This is a genomic window from Streptomyces flavovariabilis (genome assembly GCF_000725785.1).
GTDB classification, from domain to species: Bacteria; Actinomycetota; Actinomycetes; order Streptomycetales; family Streptomycetaceae; genus Streptomyces; species Streptomyces hawaiiensis.
Genome location: NZ_JNXD01000005.1, coordinates 83,373 through 103,133, shown reverse-complemented (window position 1 = coordinate 103,133; position 19,761 = coordinate 83,373). Strand labels below are relative to the sequence as shown.

General features: G+C 71.2%; 13 protein-coding genes and 1 pseudogene. 6 read left to right on the top strand and 8 right to left on the bottom strand.

Annotated elements, in window-relative coordinates:
• Positions 1–13 precede the first annotated feature (13 nt).
• The 6 genes and pseudogenes from IO24_RS0111195 to IO24_RS0111170 form a co-directional block, all read right to left on the bottom strand.
• A complete protein-coding gene (locus IO24_RS0111195; protein ID WP_031134553.1) occupies positions 14–1,369 on the bottom strand; it encodes an ABC transporter substrate-binding protein in 1,356 nt (451 codons plus the stop codon).
• A 91-nt stretch (positions 1,370–1,460) separates the two neighbouring features.
• Positions 1,461–2,756 carry a sugar ABC transporter permease gene (locus tag IO24_RS0111190; protein ID WP_107062941.1) on the bottom strand — a complete coding sequence of 432 codons (1,296 nt, stop codon included), beginning with the start codon at positions 2,754–2,756 and terminating at the stop codon, positions 1,461–1,463.
• On the bottom strand, positions 2,753–3,532 hold the full coding sequence (locus tag IO24_RS0111185; protein WP_031134549.1) for an ATP-binding cassette domain-containing protein: 780 nt from the start codon (positions 3,530–3,532) through the stop codon (positions 2,753–2,755). Before IO24_RS0111185 ends, IO24_RS0111190 begins: the two co-directional genes overlap by 4 nt.
• 14 nt (positions 3,533–3,546) lie before the next feature.
• The gene (locus tag IO24_RS0111180) at positions 3,547–4,629 is read right to left on the bottom strand and encodes a substrate-binding domain-containing protein (RefSeq protein ID WP_031134547.1); all 1,083 of its coding nucleotides are present in this window, start codon (positions 4,627–4,629) and stop codon (positions 3,547–3,549) included.
• A 569-nt stretch (positions 4,630–5,198) separates the two neighbouring features.
• Positions 5,199–7,775 (bottom strand): annotated as a pseudogene (locus IO24_RS0111175) (SpoIIE family protein phosphatase); the annotation flags it as partial.
• A gap of 553 nt (positions 7,776–8,328) precedes the next feature.
• Positions 8,329–9,387 (bottom strand): lytic polysaccharide monooxygenase auxiliary activity family 9 protein, encoded by a 1,059-nt coding sequence (locus IO24_RS0111170; RefSeq protein WP_031134543.1) that lies wholly within the window; start codon positions 9,385–9,387, stop codon positions 8,329–8,331.
• A 399-nt stretch (positions 9,388–9,786) separates the two neighbouring features.
• On the opposite strand from IO24_RS0111170, the gene IO24_RS0111160 reads away from it, so the two are divergent.
• Complete coding sequence (locus tag IO24_RS0111160; protein ID WP_031134541.1) at positions 9,787–10,197, top strand: MmpS family transport accessory protein; 411 nt, start codon at positions 9,787–9,789, stop codon at positions 10,195–10,197.
• A gap of 64 nt (positions 10,198–10,261) precedes the next feature.
• On the opposite strand, the gene IO24_RS0111155 is transcribed toward IO24_RS0111160, so the two are convergent.
• Positions 10,262–11,260: an acetylxylan esterase gene (locus tag IO24_RS0111155; RefSeq protein WP_037667752.1), complete on the bottom strand. Its 999-nt coding sequence runs from the start codon at positions 11,258–11,260 to the stop codon at positions 10,262–10,264.
• A gap of 233 nt (positions 11,261–11,493) precedes the next feature.
• Between IO24_RS0111155 and IO24_RS0111150 the strand changes: the two genes are divergently transcribed.
• The 5 genes from IO24_RS0111150 to IO24_RS0111130 are packed head-to-tail and all read left to right on the top strand — an operon-like array spanning position 11,494 to position 17,819.
• Positions 11,494–12,486 (top strand): ABC transporter permease, encoded by a 993-nt coding sequence (locus IO24_RS0111150; protein ID WP_031134538.1) that lies wholly within the window; start codon positions 11,494–11,496, stop codon positions 12,484–12,486.
• Entirely contained in the window at positions 12,480–13,352 is an 873-nt protein-coding gene (locus tag IO24_RS0111145) for a carbohydrate ABC transporter permease (protein ID WP_031134536.1), read from the top strand. Before IO24_RS0111150 ends, IO24_RS0111145 begins: the two co-directional genes overlap by 7 nt.
• 45 nt (positions 13,353–13,397) lie before the next feature.
• Complete coding sequence (locus IO24_RS0111140) at positions 13,398–15,053, top strand: ABC transporter substrate-binding protein (protein WP_031134534.1); 1,656 nt, start codon at positions 13,398–13,400, stop codon at positions 15,051–15,053.
• Between the two features lie 37 nt (positions 15,054–15,090).
• Positions 15,091–15,774, top strand: coding sequence for a hypothetical protein (locus IO24_RS0111135; RefSeq protein WP_031134532.1), 684 nt, complete (start codon positions 15,091–15,093; stop codon positions 15,772–15,774).
• On the top strand, positions 15,771–17,819 hold the full coding sequence (locus IO24_RS0111130) for a beta-galactosidase (protein WP_045296080.1): 2,049 nt from the start codon (positions 15,771–15,773) through the stop codon (positions 17,817–17,819). The genes IO24_RS0111135 and IO24_RS0111130 overlap by 4 nt, the downstream gene beginning before the upstream one ends.
• On the opposite strand, the gene IO24_RS0111125 is transcribed toward IO24_RS0111130, so the two are convergent.
• A complete protein-coding gene (locus IO24_RS0111125; RefSeq protein ID WP_031134527.1) occupies positions 17,765–19,756 on the bottom strand; it encodes an alpha-glucuronidase in 1,992 nt (663 codons plus the stop codon). The genes IO24_RS0111130 and IO24_RS0111125 overlap by 55 nt on opposite strands.
• Between the last annotated feature and the right edge of the window lie 5 nt (positions 19,757–19,761).

Below are 19,761 nucleotides of genomic sequence, written 5' to 3'. Positions count from 1 at the left end.
GTACGCGGGCGGGTCACTCGTCGCGGTACTTCGCCGCCGCGGCCTGGGCGAGGTCCTGCGACTTGTCCAGGGCCGCGTCCACCGACTGCCGCCCGGCGATGGCCGCGGCGATCTGCTCGGAGACCGCCGTACCCAGCACGGCGAACTCGGGGATGCTCAGAAAGCCGATGCCGTCGTAGGGGCGGGGGCCGACGCCGGGGTTCTCCGGGTCGGCGGAGTCCGTCGCCGCCGTGTACTCCTGCCGGTACCAGGCCCCGGCCGCCTGCTGGTACTCGGGCTTCTCGTAGAGCGACTTGCGGTTCCCGGCGGGTGCCGAGGTCCAGCCCACCTCCCGGCCGACCAGCTCCTGGAACTCCCTGGAGGAGGCCCAGGAGATGAACTCCCAAGCGGCGTCCTTGTTCTCGGACGCCTGCTGGATGCCCCAGGCCCAGGTCCACAGCCAGCCGGCCTTGCCGGTCCGGTCGTGCGGGGCCGGGACGTAGCCCACCTTGCCCTTGACCGAGGAACTGTCGGCCTCGATCGACGAGGCCAGCGACGTGGCGTCGTACATCATGGCGCACTTGCCCTGGACGAACCGGTCCAGAATCTCCAGCACACCCATCCGCGCGGCACCGGGCTGGCCGTGGTTGCGCAGCAGGTCGACGTAGAACTCGACGGCCTTCTTGAACTCCGGTGAGGTCAGGCGGGCGTTCCAGTCCATGTCGTACCAGGCGCCGCCGAAGGTGTTGACGACCGTGTTGACCGGGGCGAGGTTCTGACCCCAGCCGGGCAGGCCGCGCAGGCAGATGCCGCTCGCGCCGTCGGTGCCGTCGACCCGGGCGGCGAGGTCGGCGACCTGCTGCCAGGTCGGGTTCGGCGGCATGGTCAGCCCGTCCTTGCGGAAGAGGTCCTTGCGGTACATCAGGAAGGATCCCTCGGCGTAGAAGGGCTCGGCGTAGAGCTTGCCGTCCTCACCGGTCAGCGAGGTCACCAGGTTGGGGAAGACGTCGTCCTGGTCGAAGTCCTCGTCCGCCTTCACGTAGGCGTCCAGCGGGGCGAGCCAGCCGTTGTCCGAGTAGATCGGCACCTCGTAGGCGCTGACGCTGGCCACGTCGTGGCGGCCGGCCTGGGTCGCGAACTCGCGGTTCATCTGCTCCCGGGCCTCGTTCTCCGGCAGCACGGTGTAGTCGACGGTGATGCCGGTCTCCGCCGTGAAGTGCTTCTTGGTGAGCTTCTTGAGGGTCTGGATCTGTGGCACGTCCGTCGCGAGCACGCTGAGGTCGGCCTGCTCCTCGCCGTTCGGCAGATCCGTGTCACCGCACCCGGCGAGGGCCAGACCGGCGGCGGCCGCGACGGCCACGGCCGCCTGGGCGAGGCGGCTGCGTCTCATAACATCACGCCCCATACCCATCTATGCCATTTGTTAGGCATTCGGTGTGAAACGGATTAGTAGGGGTCTTTCCCGCGCGGCGCGGCGCGGTTCACGGTCGACCACGTCTGGCCTGGGCGCGTCTGGACAGCGCGTCGGCCGCGACGGCGGCCAGCAGCACCCCACCGGTGATCATGAACTGCACGGCGTCCTCGATCCCCAGCAGCCCCATGCCCGAGGCGATCGACTGGATGACCACCACACCGAGCAGCACCGACCACGGCGAGCCCCGCCCGCCGAACAGACTCGTCCCGCCGATCACGGCCGCCGCGATCGCGTTGATCAGCAGCATCCCCGAACCGGCGGCACGCGCCGTCGTGGGACTCGCCGAGGTCAGCCCGGACGCCACGAACAGCCCGCCGACCGCGGCCAGCGTCCCCGACACCATGAACATCGCGACCCGCACCCGCTCCACCCCGATGCCGGCCCGCCGCGCCGCCTCGACCCCGCCGCCGAGCGCGTACACCCGCCGCCCGTAGCGGGTGCGGCGCAGCACGTAGTCGGACACGACCAGGACCACCAGGAAGATCAGCAGCGCGAGCGGCAGCCCCTGGAACCGGTTGAGGGTGGAGGCCGCGGCGAAGGCGAGCACCGCGAGCAGGCCGGTGCGCATCCAGATCTCGCCCTCGGACCGGTTGGGCATCCCGGCCGCCCGGTGACGGTTCCGCCGGCGGCGGGCGGCCAGGACGTACCCGGCCGTGCCGAGCGCCGCGACCGCGTACGCCGCCATGTGATTGCCGAAGTGGCGGCTGGTCAGAGAGGCGACCAGACCCTCCTCGTCGATGTTGATCGTGCCGCTGGCCCCCAGCAGGTAGAGCGTCAGGCCGTTCCAGATCAGCAGCCCGGCCAGCGTCACCACGAACGCGGGCACGCCGAGCCGGGCGTGGAAGAACCCGTGGAAGGCGCCCACGGCCGTCCCCGCGGCCACCGCCACGATCACCGCCAGCCACTCCGGCACCCCGTGGTTCACGTTCAGCACGGCGAACGCCGCCCCCGCCAGGCCGCTGACCGAGCCCACCGACAGATCGATCTCGCGGATCAGCAGCACGAACACGATGCCGACGGCGACCAGCCCGGTCCCGACGATGTCCACGCTGAGGTTGGACAGGTTGCGCGGCGAGAGGAACTTGTCGTCCAGCACCTGGAAGACGATCCAGATCACGATCAGCCCGGCGATGACCAGGAGCGGCCCCCGCTCGCCGTCACGCACACTGCCGCGGACGTCCACGGCGTACTCCCGCAAGGTGTCCTGCCAGCCCCGGGTGCGCTGCCCGCGGCCGGCCGTGACCGGCCCGGCGCTGCCCGGCCCGGCCGGTCCGCCGTCCCGCCGCGGCCCGCCGCGGCTCACGGCCACGCCTCCTCGTCACCCTTCGAGCGATGGGCCACGGCGTTGTCCGCCGCCCCGGTGACGGAGGAGATGATCTGCTCCTGGGTCACCGTGCTCACGTCGAACAGTCCGTTGTTGCGGCCCAGCCGCAGCACGGCCACCCGGTCCGCGACGGCCTTGATGTCGCCCATGTTGTGACTGATGAGGATGATCGCCATACCGCGGTCGCGCACCTCCTCGATCAGGTCGAGCAGATGGCTGGTCTGCTCCACGCCGAGGGCGGCGGTGGGCTCGTCGAGCAGCAGCACCTTGGGAGCGCCCATGAGCGAGCGGGAGATCGCGACGGCCTGCCGCTGCCCGGCCGACAGCGCGGCGACCGGCATCCGCACGTCGGGAATGCGGATCGACAGGGCACGCATCAGGTCACGGGCCCGGCGCTCCATCTCGACCTCGTCGAGGATGCCCACCCGGTCGATCTCGCGGCCGAGGAAGAGATTGCCGACGACGTCCAGGTTGTCGCACATGGCGAGGTCCTGGTACACGGTCGCGATGCCCAGGGCGTGAGCGTCGTGCGGGCGTTTGATCTGCACGCGGCGACCCTCCCACTCGATGACGCCCCGGTCGGCGGGGCTGACCCCGGAGATCACCTTGACCAGCGTGGACTTGCCCGCTCCGTTGTCACCCGCCAGGGCCACGACCTCACCGGCCCGGATCCGCAGGTCGACGTCCACGAGCGCCTGGACGCCGCCGAACCGCTTGGTGATGCCGCGCAACGCCAGGACGGGTGGATGGGCCACGGGGACCACCTCACTCACCGGGTGAGCCCGGCCCGGTCGCAGGCCGAGCGGAACTTCGGGGTGCAGATCTGGTCGAGCGTGAAGACACCGTCCCGGACGAGCGTCCGGCCGATCGTCTCGCGCGTCACGGCGGTCGGGTCGAGCAGAATCGCCGGGACGTCCTCCGTCGTGGGGCTGTCCACCTCCGTCGTGACCAGGGCGTCGATGTCGTTGTCCCGCGCCAGGGCGACGGCCATCGCGGAAGCCGCCTCGGCCTCCAGCCGGAACGGCTTGTAGACGGTCATGTACTGCTCGCCCTTGACGATGCGCTGCACGGCGTCGAGGTCGGCGTCCTGCCCGGTGACGGGGGGCAGCGGGGAGACGCGGGCGCTCTTGAGAGCCGAGATGACACCGGCGGCGATCGAGTCGTTGGCGGCGAGCACCCCGTCGATCCTGCCCGGGCCGAGGGTGCTGATCGCGGCGGACATGTGGTCGTGCGCGTTCTCCGAACGCCAGCCCACGGTGTTGTACGACTTCAGGATCCGCACCTCGTCCCGCAGGGCGGCCCGGGCCCCGCCCTCGTACCAGGCGGCGTTGGGGCTGGACGGGTCACCGTTCACCATGACCACACCGCCGCCGTCGGCCCTGGCGCCCATGCCCTTCAGAAGCGCCTGGCCCTGCAGCCTGCCGACCTGGGCACCGTCGAAACTGACGAAACCCGCGATCGGGCCCTCGGCGAGCCGGTCGTAGGCGACGACCGGGATGCCCTCGCGCTGCGCCGCGCGGACCGAGGAGCGCAGGGCCTTGGGGTCGACGACGTCCAGGATCAGGGCGGAGACCCCCCGGGTGATCATGGAGTTCATCTGCTGCCGCTGGCTCGCCGCGTCGTTCTCGGCGTTGGCGTACACGATGGTGCAGTCCGAGCACAGCTCCTTCACCCGCTTCTCGATCAGAGGCTTGTCGGAATTCTCCCAACGGGGCACGGCCCGGCTCGGCAGCAGCAGCCCGATGGCCGGACCGTCCCCGCTCTCCCCGCCGCTGTCGCTGCACCCGGCGAGGGACACGGCCAGGAGAACCGCCAGCAGCCCGGCGGCGCCGCGTACACCGAGGCCACGCATCAGGGACCTCCCTCGGCCGGCCGGTCCTGGCGGGCACCCGGGCCCGTACTCCGGTCAGGATCCCGGTTCCGGCCCGGGCCTGGCTCCCGGACCCCCTTCCAGTCCGTGGCCCGGCCCCGGCCTCGGGCTTCGCTCCAGCCCGTGCCGTGGTCTTCGGTGCCGCGCGTGGCTCGGTCGCCGATGCGGTCGGTGGCCCGGTCGCCGCCGGGGTCCGTGGGCCGGTCGTCGTGGCGGGCTGTGGGCAGGTTGCCGAGGTGGGTCGCGGCCTGGTCGCCTGTGCGGTCGGTGGCCTGGTCGCCGATGCCGTCGGTGGCTCGGTCGCCGACGCCGTCCGTGGTCCGTTCACCGACGCCGCCCGTGGCCCGGCCGTCCGTGCGGTCCCCGGCCCGGTCGTCGTTGCGGTCCGGGGCGGGGTCGCGGGTCTTGCGGCGGTCCCGGTTGCGGCCCAGGCCCCAGCTTCGGTCCCGGCCCAGGCCCCAGCCGCGGCCCGGCTTGCGCTCCTGCTCCGGCTCGGCCTCCGGTTCCTCCTCAGGCTCCTCACCGGGTTCCGTTTCCCGTTCCGGACGGGTGACGACGATCTCGCTCCACACCTGCTTGCCGCCACCCACCGGTACCGAGCCCCAGGCCGCCGACACGGCCTCCACCAGGAAGAGCCCACGGCCACCCGTCGACTCCCAGTCCACGACCACCGGCTTGGCCGGCGCCCGGGGCGAGGAGTCGCTCACGCTCACCCGCAGCCGGTCCGCCGCCAGGGTCAGTTCCACCCGGACCGCGCCCTGAGTGTGCACCAGCGCGTTGGTGACCAGCTCCGACACCACCAGCAGGACGGTGTCGGCCTCGGCCGAGATGCCCCACGAACGCAGCGTGCGCGCACTGAACCGGCGGGCGTGCATCACCGCGTCCGGCAGCCGCCACACCACCCAGCCCGCCCGCACCGGCCGTACCCGCATCCCGTCGTAGCGCAGCAGCAGCACCGCCACGTCGTCCTCCCGGCGCCCGTCCTCGCCGAGCAGCTCGTCGGCCATCCGCCCCGGGTCGGCGGGATCGGCCGCGGCGAGCGCCTGGCGTACGAGCCGCATGCCCTCGTCCACCTGCAGATCCGCGGACTCGACCAGACCGTCCGTCACGAGCGCGAGCACCGAGCCCGGGGCGAGCGCGAGTGCCGTCAGCGGGAACTCCGCGTCCGCGAGGACGCCCAGCGGGAGCCCGCCCTCGACCGCGATCTCCGCGGTGCCGCCGTCGGGATGCCGCACCAGCGGCGCCAGGTGCCCGGCCCGCACGAACAGCGCGTTGCCCTCCTCCATGTCCAGCTCGACATAGCAGCACGTGGCGAACAGGTCCGTCTCCATGCCGACGAGCAGCCGGTTGGCGTGCGCGACGACCACGTCCGGCGGATGCCCCTCCACGGCGTACGCCCGGACCGCCGTACGCATCTGGCCCATGATGGTGGCGGCCCCGGCGCTGTGCCCCTGCACATCCCCGATGACCAGCGCCACCTTGTTCTCCGACAGCGCGATCACGTCGTACCAGTCGCCGCCCACCTGGAGACCGCGCCGGGCGGGCAGATAGCGGGCCACGGCGGTGCCGCCGGGCAGCCGGGGGAGCCGGCGCGGCAGCAGGCTGCGCTGGAGCATCGTCGCGAGCTCCTGCTCGGCGTCGTAGGCGTGCGCACGCTTCAGGGCCTGACCGACCAGGCCCGCGGTGGCGGTCAGCAGGGCCCGCTCCTCGGGGGCGAACTCGTGCGGGGTGTCCCAGCCGACCAGGCACACCCCGGCCACCCCGTTCTTCGCCGGCAGCGGCAGCACCGCGAGCCCGCCGGGGCCGATCCCCGCGAGTCCCGCCTCCAGCTCGGAACCCACCGGCCACAGGCTCATCCGCCCGTCCCGCAGGGCCGCCTGGAGCGTGGGCAGTGCGGCGACCGGCGCGTCGGGCCACTCCGAGCGCCACTCGCGGCGCCACAGCTCCGGCCAGGCACCCGCACCCGGCGGATCGAGCACGGTGACCGCCAGCCGGTCCTCCAGCAACTCGGCGAGCGCCACCCGGTCGGCACCCAGCGGCTCGCGCAGCGCGGCGACCACCACCCGGCTGACGTCCCGGACGGTCGTGGCGTCGTCGAGCGCGGCCGTCAGCCACTGGATCCGGGCGACGTCGCTGGCGCTGCGGCGGAGCACGGGCGCCGCGCTCACCACGCCCAGCACCCGCTCCGGGGTACCGTCGGGCCCCTTCAGCACCCGGCAGCTCAGCCGTAGCCAGCACAGTTCACCGGTGGGTCTGCGGATACGGAACTCCAGCTCACGGCGGCCCGGCGTCTGCGCGGACGGCTCGATGACCGACATCAGCGCCGGGACGTCCTCCGGGACGCTGTACGAGAGCAGGGTGTCGGTCTTGCCGTCGAAGCCGCCCTCGGGGATGCCGACGAGTTCGAGCAGGGCCGGGTCCGTCTCGACCAGCCCGGTGCCGGGCGACAGGGCGAAGGAACCGATGCCCATGGCGCGCTGGGCGGAGTTCAGCAAGGGCGAGGGCGCGGACCGGTCGGCCTCGCCCCGCAGCCGTTCGGCGACGGCCTCGGCGTACCGCTCCAGAAACTCCCGCTGCTCGATCCCGAAGCCCTCCCCGACCTCTCCCACCACGACGAGACATCCCAGCCACCCGCCCGCGGCCCCCAGCGGCAACGCCCCGAGCGGGGCGGAGGCGGCTGCGGCTGCGCCCTCCTCCCGCCCGGTGAGCATCACACCGGCGAGCCACACGGCCCGCCCGCGCAGATAGGCCTCGGCGACGGCGGGGCAACCGCTTCCCGTGTCCGCCTCGCCCGGAGGTACCGAGAGGACGGTGCCCTGGGAAGCGGCCTGTGATTCCGGCCCGGGGGAGGCGCTCGGCCCCGTCCCGGGGGATCCCCCCGGGACCGGGACCGCCACACGCCCCGGCACCTGGTAACGCTGCTGGGACTCCGCTCCGGCCGACTCCACCAGCCGGAGTTCCGCCCCGTCCTCACCACGCACGTACACCGCCGCCAGCGCCACCCCCGCGAATGCCAGGAGACGCGCTCGCGCGGCCGGCTCCGGAGCGGGACGAGGCGGACCGGCGCCCCCGTTCCCCGGCGCCCGAAGACCGGGGGCCGCGGCCCGGGCATCGCCGTAGTGGGGCATGTCCGCATCCACCTCCCGTCCATGCCGCAGCCACCGGCAGGTGGGAGTCCCCGGAACTCAGGCGACGACGACGCGGGCACGGGACCGGCGGCGCGGGGTCGCGCCTCCCATGACGGATCCACGCCGCTCATGAGCGGCAGGGCACCCACAAACAGAATCGCACACCTGGATAACAGCGACATATGGGACGGACGGGCCGGTTCGCTCAGCACGTCTGGCGGGGTTCCGGTCACGCACCCGACGGCCCGGGACGCCGCTCGGCCGGCGCGGCGCCGCATGGCACCAGGAGATCGAGATCACCGCGGAACCGGTCCGGGACCTGCTGCGCGACCACACCCCGACCTGGCCGATCACCCGGTGCGGCTCGGCGCACGAGGCCGGGACAACCAGCTCCGGCGCGGTTTCCGCGAACCCGCCTGGGGTCACCGGCCCGGGCAGCACTGCACCGCCTGGTCGCCACGGCGGGCCGATGGGGGGCGGACCACCACGGGCAGGGCCGCGCGGCGGGCCCGGTCACCGGCCTGCGGTCACCGGGCCCGCCCCATGCGGCGGTTCAGCCCACCCGGCAGGGCAGACTGCTCGTACTGTCACCCCCCGGCCCGGAGGCGACGTACCCGAACGTCGTGCTCTTGCCCGGGGCGAGGGAGCCGTTCCAGTTGGAGTTGTGGACCATCACCGACTGGCCGTTGTAGGTCGCGCTGCCGCTCCACAGGCTCTCCACCTTGTGGCCCGCCGGGAGTGTCCAGTCGACCATCCAGCCGAGCATCGGCACGGTCCCGGTGTTGGTGACGGTCACCTCGGACTGGTAGCCGCCGTTCCAGGTGCCCGTGGTCTTGCGGGTGGCCGTGCAGGTGCCGGGCACCGGCTCGGACGGGTTGCCCGGCTCCTTGATGCCGGTCACCTCGCCGTTGCCGCCGTCGAAGACGACGTCGGAGCAGGAGTAGAAGGTCTCCTGGCTGTCGGAGCGCTGCCAGACCATGTAGATGATGTGGCGGCCCGACTTGCCCTCGGGGAGTTTGCCGGCCCAGGAGTAGTTGGCCTCGACCGTGCCCGGTGAGCCGTTCAGCGGCGGGTGGTCGACGCTCAGGAACGGGCGCTCCTCCATGTCGTTCCAGGTGAGCGTCTTGGTCGGGTCGAAGCCGTCCTTGGTGATGTAGACGTAGAACCAACCCGGGTGCGCCGCCCAGGCGTTGTACGAGAAGTCGACCGTCGCGCCCGAGGTGAGGTGGGTGAGCGGCCAGTCGTTGCTGGGCGTGTTGAACCCGGTGAAGTTGGTGTTGCCGCCGCTGCACAGCTCGCCGTCCGGTACGAAGCCCTTGGTGCGCCCGGCGCCGTCCGAGCGGAGCACCGAGAACCAGTTGTAGAACGGCGTGGTACCGCTGACCTGCTGCGCACCCCGGCACGCGGGGTTCACCGGCTTGATCTCGCCGGTGTCGGTCAGCCCGTCCTGCCAGCACAGGAACGTGCGGCTACCGGGCTTCATGGGGGTGCCGTGCGCTTCCGCCTCGCCGCCGGCCGTCATGACCAGACCGATGGCCGGGACGGTGACGAGGAGGGAGAGCAGTACGAGGAAGAGAGCTCTGGCCCGGGTGGGGAGCGCTAAGCGGGACATCGTGGATCCTCCCGACTTGCTTGTCATGATCATGACAGCGTCATCCGTTTCGTGGGGGTGCGGCCTGCGGATGTGTGTGCGCTGATGCGCGGGATGGGAGCGATTCGAGGGCGGGTTCCGGTCCACCGTCATGGGAGCGCTCCCACCCCGCCTGTTGCGGAAGCTAGCGCCCGGCGCCGCAGATGTAAACGGTGCCGGTGCCCGAAGCTGAAAGGATCATCGCCGAATTCGAGGACCGGAAGTCGGCGGCCAGGAGGCGGAACTGCGGGAGGTCGAACGCCGGCCGCACCGGATGTCTCCACCCGGACCGCCCATGTGGCAGCCGCACAGCGGAAGTTGACTTTGCCTCACCTTTGCGATTGGCTGCGGATCCGACCAGCATGATCCGGGGGGATCCCTTTGAACCGCACCGTCCGTGCAGCCGTCTGCTCCGTCGCAGTCACCGGTCTCGCGCTCGGCCTCAGCTCCTGCTCCGAGGCGGTCGACCAGGTCGACAAGGCCGTGGACGAGACGTACGAGGTCACTTACGAGGTCACGGGCAAGAACGTCGACTCGATCGAGTTCCACGGCGGTGGCGGCAAGGCCATGGAGCCGAAGATCGAGTCGGTGTCGAAGCCCGAGCTGCCCTGGAAGAAGACGGTCACGCTGCGCGGCATCATGCCCGCGGCGGTCATGCCGGTCGCCGCGGACCCCGAGGGCGCTCAGGTCACCTGCAAGATCATCCACAAGGGCAAGGTGCTCGAGGAGCAGAGTGCCGACGGTCTGGTGACCGCCGGTGGCTGCACCGCGGAGTCCCCGATCACGAAATAGCCCGGGCGGGGCGGCCCCGGCGGGCCGGCGCAGCCCGGAGGCCGCGCCACCGCGACCGGCGCGATCAGCCGTGCCGGCCGTCCAGCACCGATCGCGTCCAGGCCAGTTGACGGCGCACCTGCACCGCGTCACCACCCTCGTGTCCGTTGAACGGATAGGCGTGGATCTCCCTGTGAGGGTCGGTGCCGGTCAGCTCGGCGTATCGGTTGAATGCGGCGTACGCGCCGCTCGGCGGGCAGATCGTGTCCCGCAGGCCGACACCGAAGTGGGCCGGAGCCTGCGCGCGGCGGGCGAAGGAGACGCCCTCGACGTAGGAGAGGGTGCGATGGGCGGCGTGCTCGGCGCCCCGGTGGACCGACAGGTATCCGGCGATCTCGCCGTAGGGGCCCGCGTCGGTGAGGTCGAGGGCGCGGCGGATGCCGCACAGGAGCGGGGCGGTGACCAGGACGGCCGCCAGGTCCGGGACGAGCCCCGCGACCGCCAGGGCCACCCCGCCTCCCTGGCTGTTGCCGACGGCGACGGTCCGCTCCGGATCGACACCCGGCAGCCCCCGCACCGCCGTGACCGCACGTACCGCGTCCGTGATCAGGCGCCGGTAGTGGTAGTCCTCGGCGGCGAGCAGCCCTCGCACCGCGGGTCCGGGCCCGCCCGGCGCGGCGGCGTGCGGATCGGGCGTGTCGCCGCCGCATCCGTACTGGTCGCCCTGGCCGCGGTTGTCCATCAGCAGATGCGCGTACCCGGCGTTGACCCATGTCAGGCGCTCGTGCGGAAGCCCGCGCCCCCGCCCGTAGCCGGCGAACTCGACCACCGCGGGCAGTAGTTCCTCCGACCCCGCGGGCCGGCTGAACCACGCACGCACCGGGTCGCCCGCGAAGCCCCGGAACGTCACGTCCCAGGTCTGCGTCAGCCGCAGCCCCGTCTCCACGGGCCGCACCGACACGACAGGGTCCGCCCTCCCGGCCTCCGTCAGCGTGCTCGTCCAGAACGCGTCGAAGTCGGCGGGCTCCTCGATGTCCGGGCGGTGGCGCTCCAGTTCCGTCAGCGGCAGGTCGAACGCGGGCACGGCGGCACCTCGCAGGAGTCGGTGTTCATCCAGAAACTTGCGACGGGGGCAGGGCGGTCGGCCCCTGGGGTCTACCCAGCTTCGGTGACGTTCCAACGCGCCTCAGGCGTACCGTTCGAGTGCCGCAGTACCCATTGACAGCGCTTTCTGGTGCCCATAAGTTGCCGCGAAGTTACCGGTAATGAGCTCGAAAGTTTCGGTTCCGCGTCCCATGCCCACGGGAGGCCCGAGCAATGAGCACGTCCACCACATCGGCCCCGCCGGGCACCCGGGATCAGCCTCCGGCCCGGGCCGCCCCCCGCCGCGGCAAGCGGGCACCCGCCCGGACCGGCTGGCGGCGAGCGCTGCGCCGCGACTGGCAGTTGTACTCGCTGGCGATCCTGCCGCTGCTGTTCTTCCTGGTCTTCCGCTACCTGCCGATGATCGGCAACGTGATCGCCTTCCGGCGCTTCGAGCCCGGCGGTTCGATCTTCGGCGAGGACTGGGTGGGGCTGCGCTATGTGCAAATGTTCCTCAGCGACCCCACGTTCTGGCAGGTGTTCCGCAACACCCTGTGGCTGGGCGGGCTCACGCTCGTCTTCTGCTTCCCGACCCCGATCGTGCTGGCGCTGCTGCTGAACGAGGTGCGGCGGCGTTCCCTGAAGCGGTTCGTGCAGTCGGTGTCGTACCTCCCGCACTTCCTGTCGGTCGTGATCGTCGCGGGCATCACGATGCAGATGCTGGCGAGCGACGGCCCGGTCAACCACGTCCTCGGCCTGCTCGGCCACGACCCGGTCCGCTTCATCCAGGAACCCGGGTGGTTCCGCACCCTCTACGTCGGTTCGGAGATCTGGCAGACCGCCGGCTGGGGCACGATCCTCTACCTCGCCGCACTCACCACGATCGACGAGGACCTGTACGAGGCGGCCCGGATCGACGGCGCCAACCGCTGGCAGCAGATCTGGCACGTCACCCTGCCCGGCATCCGCCCCACCATGATCACGCTGCTGATCCTCAACGTCGGCACGTTCATGGCGGTCGGCTTCGAGAAGGTACTGCTGCTGTACAACCCGCTGACGTATCCCACCGCCGACGTGATCTCGACGTACGTCTACCGGGCCGGCGTCGAGTCCAACAGCTTCAGTTACGCCGCCGCCATCGGCCTGTTCGAGGCGATCATCGGCCTGGTCCTCATCACGTCCGCCAATCAGCTCTCGCGCCGCACAGTGGGGACGAGCCTGTGGTGAAGCCGAGCCGCTCCTACCGGGTCTTCCAGGGCGTCAACGGGGTGATCCTCACGATCGTCGTGCTGGTGACCCTCTACCCGTTCGTCAACATCATCGCGCGGTCGTTCAGCGGGGAGCGGCAGATCAGGGCCGGTGAGGTGACCCTGCTGCCCAAGGGGTTCAACCTCACCACGTACGAGATCGTGTTCCAGGACTCGATGTTCTGGCGCAACTACGGCAACACCGTGCTCTACACGGTCGTGGCGACGGCGGTCGCCATGGTTCTGACGACCTGTTACGCCTACGTCCTGTCGAAGAAGCACCTCAAGGGCCGCGGCGTACTCGTCGGCATCGCCGTGTTCACCATGTTCTTCACCGGCGGCCTGATCCCGAACTACATCCTCGTCACCAGCCTGGGCCTGAAGAACAGCGTGTGGGCGATCGCCCTGCCGAACGCGATCAGCGTCTTCAACCTGCTGGTGATGAAGGCCTTCTTCGAGAACCTGCCCACGGAACTGGAGGAGGCCGCGCAGATCGACGGCCTGAACACCTACGGCGTGCTGCTCAGGATCGTGCTGCCGCTGTCCAAGGCGGTCGTGGCGACGATGGTGCTCTTCTACTCTGTGTCGTTCTGGAACTCCTGGTTCAGCGCGTTCCTCTACATGGACCGGACCGACCTGATGCCGGTCACGGTCTACCTGCGCAACCTCATCCAGGGCGCCACCGGCGGCGGCAACGCCGGTGCCGGAACCGAACAGCTCAGCCAGGTCGGCGCGAACATCCAGGCGGTCACCATCGTCCTCACCGCCCTGCCGATCCTCTGCGTGTACCCGTTCGTCCAGCGCTACTTCGTCTCGGGCGTGATGCTCGGCGCGGTCAAGGGCTGACCGCCGCACCTCCCACCAACAGGCCTACGGAACAAGGGGGTTCCCGTGAAGAACGCAGGACAGCTGTCGCGGCGCCAGATACTCGCCGCCGCCGGTTTCCTCGGCCTCGCCACGGTCACCGGCTGCGGCAGCGGGGACGACGGCGGGGACGGCAAGGACCTGTCCAAGAAGCAGGACGGGGCGATGAAGAACTACCGGGCCGGGCAGCAGTTCAAGGCGTCCAAGCCGCTGTCCTTCTCGGTGCTGCACAACAACAACCCGGTGTATCCGATGAAGAACGGCTGGCTGTTCTGGAAGGAACTGACCAAGCGCACCGGTGTGACGCTCGAACCGGTCGACGTCCCGCTGGCCGACTACGAGAAGAAGCGCAGCGTGCTCATCGGCGCGGGCGACGCACCCTTCCTGATCCCGAAGACGTACCACCCCTCCGAGGTCGCCTTCGTCTCCTCGGGCGCGGTTCTCCCGGTCAGCGACTACGTCGAACTGATGCCCAACTTCCGCGACAAGGTACGCAAGTGGAAGCTGGAGCCCGAACTCGACTCCATCCGCCAGTCCGACGGCAAGTACTACCTGCTGCCCGGCCTGCACGAGAAGGTCAAGTCCGGCTACTCGCTCTCCTTCCGCACGGACGTCCTCGACCGGCACGGCCTCACCCTGCCCAGCACCTGGGACGAGGTGTACGACGTCCTCAAGGCGCTCAAGGAGGAATACCCCGGCAAGTACCCCTGGACCGACCGCTGGAGCACGAACACCCCCTTCCCGTGCGGCGCGTTGTTCGGGTACCTCGGTCAGGCCCACGGGGTCAAGGCGGGCTGGACGTACGACAACATCACCTTCGACGCGCAGGCGCACAAGTTCGTCTTCACCGGCGCGACGGACGGCTACCGCCGGATGGTCGAATACCTGAGAAAGGTCGTCGCCGAGAAGCTGCTGGACCCGGAGAGCTTCACCCAGCAGGACGACCAGGCGGTACAGAAGCTGCTGGCCGAGAAGTCCTATGTGATCAGCGCCAATCCGCAGGAGCTGGTGCAGAACTACCGCTACAACCTGGAGAAGCAGGTCAAGGGCGCGACGATCGAGATGGTGCCCGTGCCGCTCGGCCCGGCCGGCCCCGTCGTGCTCGGCGGTACCCGCCTGGAGAACGGCGTCATGGTCTCCGCCAAGGCCCTCGAGAGCGACGACTTCGTCGCGATGATGCAGTTCCTCGACTGGCTCTGGTACTCGGACGAGGGCCAGAAGTTCTGCAAGTGGGGCGTCGAGGGCGTCACCTACACGCGGTCCGGCGGCCGGTTCGAGCTGAAGCCCGGCATCTCCCTCATGGGCTCCGACCCGGACGCCCCGAAGGACCTCCAGAAGGACTACGGGTTCTTCAACGGCGTCTTCACCTACGGCGGCAGCTGGGACCTGGTCTCCTCCTCGTTCAGCCCCGACGAGCGGAAGTTCCAGGACGCCATGTCCCAGCGCCGGCAACTGCCCATCGACCCGGCCCACCCCCTCCAGTCCTTCGAGCAGGAGCAGGCGACCCTCTGGGAGACCCCGCTCAAGGACCACGTCATCCAGAACACCCTCCAGTTCGTCCTGGGCAAGCGCCCGCTGTCCCAGTGGGGCGCCTACCTCGCCGAGCTGAAGTCGAAGAACATGCAGCAGCTCGTCGACCTGCACAACAAGGCGTACGAGCGTTTCAGGAAGGAGAACGGGTGATCCGCGTGCCCGGCCCGCCCGGCCGGGAGGCCGCCGCATGAGCACCGTGGGCACCTCCGGCTTCGGCACCGGAACCCTCTCCCGCGCCTCCGCCCTGATCCACACCCTCCTGACCGTCGAGGCGCTGCTCCTCCTCGCCGCCTCCCCGGGCCTGGCCGGACTGCTCCTGCTCGGCCCCGACCCCGCGAACCTCCCCCTCGCGGCCCTGTGCCTGCTGCCCCTCGGACCGGCCCTGTCCGCCGCGCTCTACGCCCTGCACCACCGCAGCCGCGACCTCACCGAACTGCACCCCGCCCGCGCCTACCTGCGCGGCTGGCGCCTCAACGCCGTACCGGCGCTGAGGCTCTGGACCCCCCTGCTGGCCTGGCTGACGATCATCGCCTTCACCCTCACGCACTTCTCCGCCACCGGCCTGCCCGGCTGGTGGGCGCTGCTGCTCGCGGTGATCGGCGCCGGTTCCCTCCTGTGGGGCGCGCACGCCCTCGTCCTCACCTCGCTCTTCGCCTTCCGCGCCCGGGACACCGCCCGTCTTGCCGCGTACTTCCTGTTCCGGCACGGCCGCACCACCCTCGCCGCCCTCTCCCTGCTGGTCCTGACCGCCGCGTCCGCAACCCTGCTGACGGAGGCCCTGCCCGCCCTGCTGGCCGCCCCGCTGCTGCTGTCCCTGCTGCACGGCAGCCGCCCGGTGATCGCCGAGACGCGGAAGGACTTCACCGCATGACGCACAAGATCCGCTACGGCGGCGACTACAACCCCGAGCAGTGGCCTGAGGAAGTCTGGGAGGAGGACCACCGGCTGTTCACCCGGGCCGGCATCGACACACTCACCGTCGGCGTCTTCACCTGGTCCGTCACCCAACCGGCCCCGGACACCTACGACTTCACGATCCTGGACCGCGTTCTGGACCGGGCCGCCGCCGAGGGACGTCAGGTGTGCCTGGCCACCGGCACCGCCGCCGTCCCGCCCTGGCTCGCCAAGCGGCACCCCGAGGTCAACCGCACCGACTTCGAGGGCCGCCGCCACCGCTACGGCCAGCGCCACACCTTCTGCCCCAGTTCACCGGCGTATCGCGCACACGCCACCGCGGTGGCCGCCCGCCTCGCCGAACGGTACGCGCATCACCCGGCCCTGCTCGCCTGGCACATCAACAACGAGTACGGCGGCGCCTGTTACTGCGACCTGTGCGCCGAGGCGTTCCGGGAGTGGCTCCAGGGCCGGCACGGCACCCTCGACGCGCTCAACGACGCCTGGTGGACCACCTTCTGGTCCCACCGCTACACCGGCTGGGACCAGATCGAGCCCCCGAACGCCCTCACCGAGCACTGGCGCGGCCCCGACCACACCGCCTTCCAGGGCATCACCCTCGACTGGTTCCGCTTCACCACCGACGCCCTCCTCGGCTGCTTCCTGGCCGAGAAGGAGGTGATCCGCGCCCACGACCCCGACACGCCCGTCACCACCAACTTCATGGGCACCTTTCGCCCCCTCGACTACCACCGCTGGGCGCCCCACCTCGACTTCGCCTCCTGGGACAACTACCCGCCCCTCGACGCCCCGCCGACCCGGCCCGCCCTCGCCCACGACCTGATGCGCGGCCTGAAGGGCGGCGCCCCCTTCTGGCTGATGGAGCAGACCCCGTCGACGACGGCCTGCCGTGACGTCAACCCGCTCCGGCGGCCCGGCGAGCTCCGCCTCGCCACCTTCCAGGCGATCGCCCACGGAGCGGACGCCGCCCTCTACTTCCAGATGAGAGCCTCCCGGGGCGCCTGCGAGAAGTACCACGGGGCGGTCATCGGCCACGCGGGCCGCGACGACACCCGCGTCTTTCGGGAAGTGGCCGCACTGGGCCGGGAACTGGAGTCCCTGGGCGACCGGACACTCGGCGCCCGCACCCCGGCCCGCACCGCCCTCCTCTTCGACTGGGACAGCTGGTGGGCCCTGGAGATCTCCGACGGCCCGTCCCGGCTGGTGAAGTACCCGGACGTGGTCCACGCCTACTACCGGGCCGCCCGCGAGGCCGGCGCAGACGTGGACGTGATCCCGCAGACCGCCGACCTCACGCCCTACGACGTGGTCCTCGCCCCCGTCCTCCACATGGTCAAGGGCGACCTCGCCCCCCGCCTCGAAGCCGTCGCCGCCCGCGGCGGCACGGTCCTGGCCACCTTCCTCTCCGGCCGCGTCGACGAACACGACCGGGCCTTCCTCACCGACGTCCCCGGCCCGCTGGCACCCCTCGTGGGCGTCCGCGTGGACGAATGGGACGCCCGCCCGCCGGAGTTCACCCAGACCCTCCCCGAGCTGGGGGCGAAGGCCCGGCTCGTCTTCGAGATCGTGCTCCCGCGCGGCGCCGAACCGGTCGCCACGTACGGCACCGACTTCTACGCGGGCACCCCGGCCGTGACCCGCAACCCCTTCGGCCACAACGACGGCGAGGCCTGGTACGTCGCCACCGCCCTCGACCAGCCGGGCGTCGACGCGGTCGTCCGCCGGATCCTGGCCCGCCACGACCTGCTCGGCCCCTACGCCGACCACCCGGCGGTCGAGACGGCGACCCGCGTCGCCCGGGACGGCACCCGCCTGCTCTTCCTCCTCAACCACGCCCCCGGGCCGGCCCACCTCACCGCCCACGCCACCGCGACCGACCTGCTCACCGGCAAGCGGCTGGACCAGGGCGAACCCCTGGTCCTCGACCCGCTCGGCGTGGCGGTCCTTCAGTGGATCCGCCGCCCCCGGCTGTCCGGCACCCCGGACTTGCGGAGGAAATAGCTGTTGATCTGATCGCGCCACTCGCGGGCGCCGCGGAGCTGCTCCTCGTAGCGTTCCGACACCCGGGCGTGGCGCGCCGGATCCACCAGCCCGGCCAGGGAGGCCCACACCGACCGGGCCTGCCCGACCTCCTCGACACCCTCGAAGTGCGTGTCGTAGATGTGCTGGATCACGGTCTTCCCGCTCTTCAGCACATGCCCGTACGGCACATGGTGAAAGAACAGCAACAGCTCGTCCGGGCAGGTGTCCGGCGACTCGTAGAGCCCGGCCCACGGTGCGCCGTACTGCCCGGCGAACCCGGTTCCGCTCGCCACACTGCGGTCGACGCCGATCCCGTCCCGGTCGGCGAAGTGATAGGTCCCCCACGGGCTGTACTCGTACCCGTCCACACTCGGCCCGTAGTGGTGCCCCGGCTGCACCATGAAGCCGACACCCAGGGGAGCGGTGTACTTCTCGTACGTCCGCCACGAGCCGTCGAGTACCGAGTGCAACCCGGCGGACAGGCGCTCCGAGGCCTCCGGGTAGGTGAGCCCGATCCACTCGTCGAGCACCTCGCCCGGCTCGGCGTCCGGCTGCCAGGCCAGCCGCCCGAAGGTGTAGAGGTTCGCCTGGGCGAGGGGATGCCCGGTCCAGAACGGGTCGTCCCCCACGTTCGACACGGCGACGAGCCCGCCCCGCGCCACCTCCCCCACGGGCAGTCCCCGTTCCTGCCGGAACCGCAGCACCTCGCTCCACATGGGCCCCAGCCAGCACACATGCCGCTGCTGCCCGGTGTACTCCTGGGTGACTTGCAGCTCCACCGCCAGCCGGGTCCGCGGCATCGCCCCGATCAGCGGCGAGACCGGCTCACGCACCTGGAAGTCCATCGGCCCGTGCTTCACCTGGAGCACGGCGCCGGCCGCGAACTCCCCGTCCAGCGGCACGAAATGGTCGTACGCGGCCCGGGCCCGGTCCGTCGCGCGGTCCCGCCAGTCCTGGCGGTGGTCGTAGACGAACGCCCGCCAGTGCACCGTGCCGCCGAACGGCTCCACTGCCGCCGCCAGCAGGTTCGCGCCCTCGGAGTGACTGCGGCCGTACGCGAACGGCCCCGGCTGGCCCTCCGAGTCGGCCTTCACGACGTACCCGCCGAAGTCGGGGATCGCCTCGTACACCCGCCGCGTCGCCTCGGCCCACCAGCCGCGCACCACCTCGTCCAGTGGATCGGCGGTGGACAGCCCGCCCAGCGTGATCGGCGCCGCGAAGGAGACCGACAGATGGGTGCGGATGCCGTAGGGCCGCAAGGCATAGGCGATGTCCGCCACTTCGCCGATGCGGTCGGTCAGCAGACGCGCCTCGGCCGCGTGCACGTTGACGTTGTTCACCGAGATCGCGTTGATCCCGCAGGCCGCGAGCAGCCTGCCGTACGCCCGCACCCGCTCCAGGTCGCCGCGCGCCCGCCCGTCCTCCCAGAACAGCGAGCCGCCCGCGTACCCGCGCTCCACCTGGCCCATGACCGGGTGCACGGCCACGTTGTCCCAGTGGTCGAGCATGCGCAGGGCGAGCGCCGGGCGATGCGTCTGCGGTGACCGCTCACCGCTGAACGCCGCCTCCCCGAGCCGTACGACATGGAACAGCCCGTACAGCAGCCCGCGTCCACCGCAGGCGGTGACGGTCGTCGTGCCGCCCTCACACGCGAAGGTGAAACCCTCCTCGCCGAGGAGCTCCGGACCCTCGGTACCGAGGCCGAGGGCCAGGTCGTACGGGCCGTCGTCCGACGCGTCCCGCACGACCCGGCCCCCGAACCGCCGGCACGCCTCCGCCACCTCCCCGTGCACCGTCTCCACCAGCGGACCCGATCCGCGGATCAGCGTCCGCCGGCTGCCGACCGCCCGGAGGGCGGCGGGCGCCAGCCAGGCCGGGTCGACACCCTCGGGCAGGACGGGCACGGGAAGCGGCATCGGAC

Bases quoted from the DNA above. Each gene is read 5' to 3' on its own strand.
- IO24_RS0111195 (WP_031134553.1), bottom strand. From the start codon at position 1,369: ATGAGACGCAGCCGCCTCGCCCAGGCGGCCGTGGCCGTCGCGGCCGCC.
- IO24_RS0111180 (WP_031134547.1), bottom strand. From the start codon at position 4,629: ATGCGTGGCCTCGGTGTACGCGGCGCCGCCGGGCTGCTGGCGGTTCTC.
- IO24_RS0111170 (WP_031134543.1), bottom strand. From the start codon at position 9,387: ATGTCCCGCTTAGCGCTCCCCACCCGGGCCAGAGCTCTCTTCCTCGTA.
- IO24_RS0111150 (WP_031134538.1), top strand. From the start codon at position 11,494: ATGAGCACGTCCACCACATCGGCCCCGCCGGGCACCCGGGATCAGCCT.
- IO24_RS0111135 (WP_031134532.1), top strand. From the start codon at position 15,091: ATGAGCACCGTGGGCACCTCCGGCTTCGGCACCGGAACCCTCTCCCGC.
- IO24_RS0111130 (WP_045296080.1), top strand. From the start codon at position 15,771: ATGACGCACAAGATCCGCTACGGCGGCGACTACAACCCCGAGCAGTGG.
- IO24_RS0111125 (WP_031134527.1), bottom strand. From the start codon at position 19,756: ATGCCGCTTCCCGTGCCCGTCCTGCCCGAGGGTGTCGACCCGGCCTGG.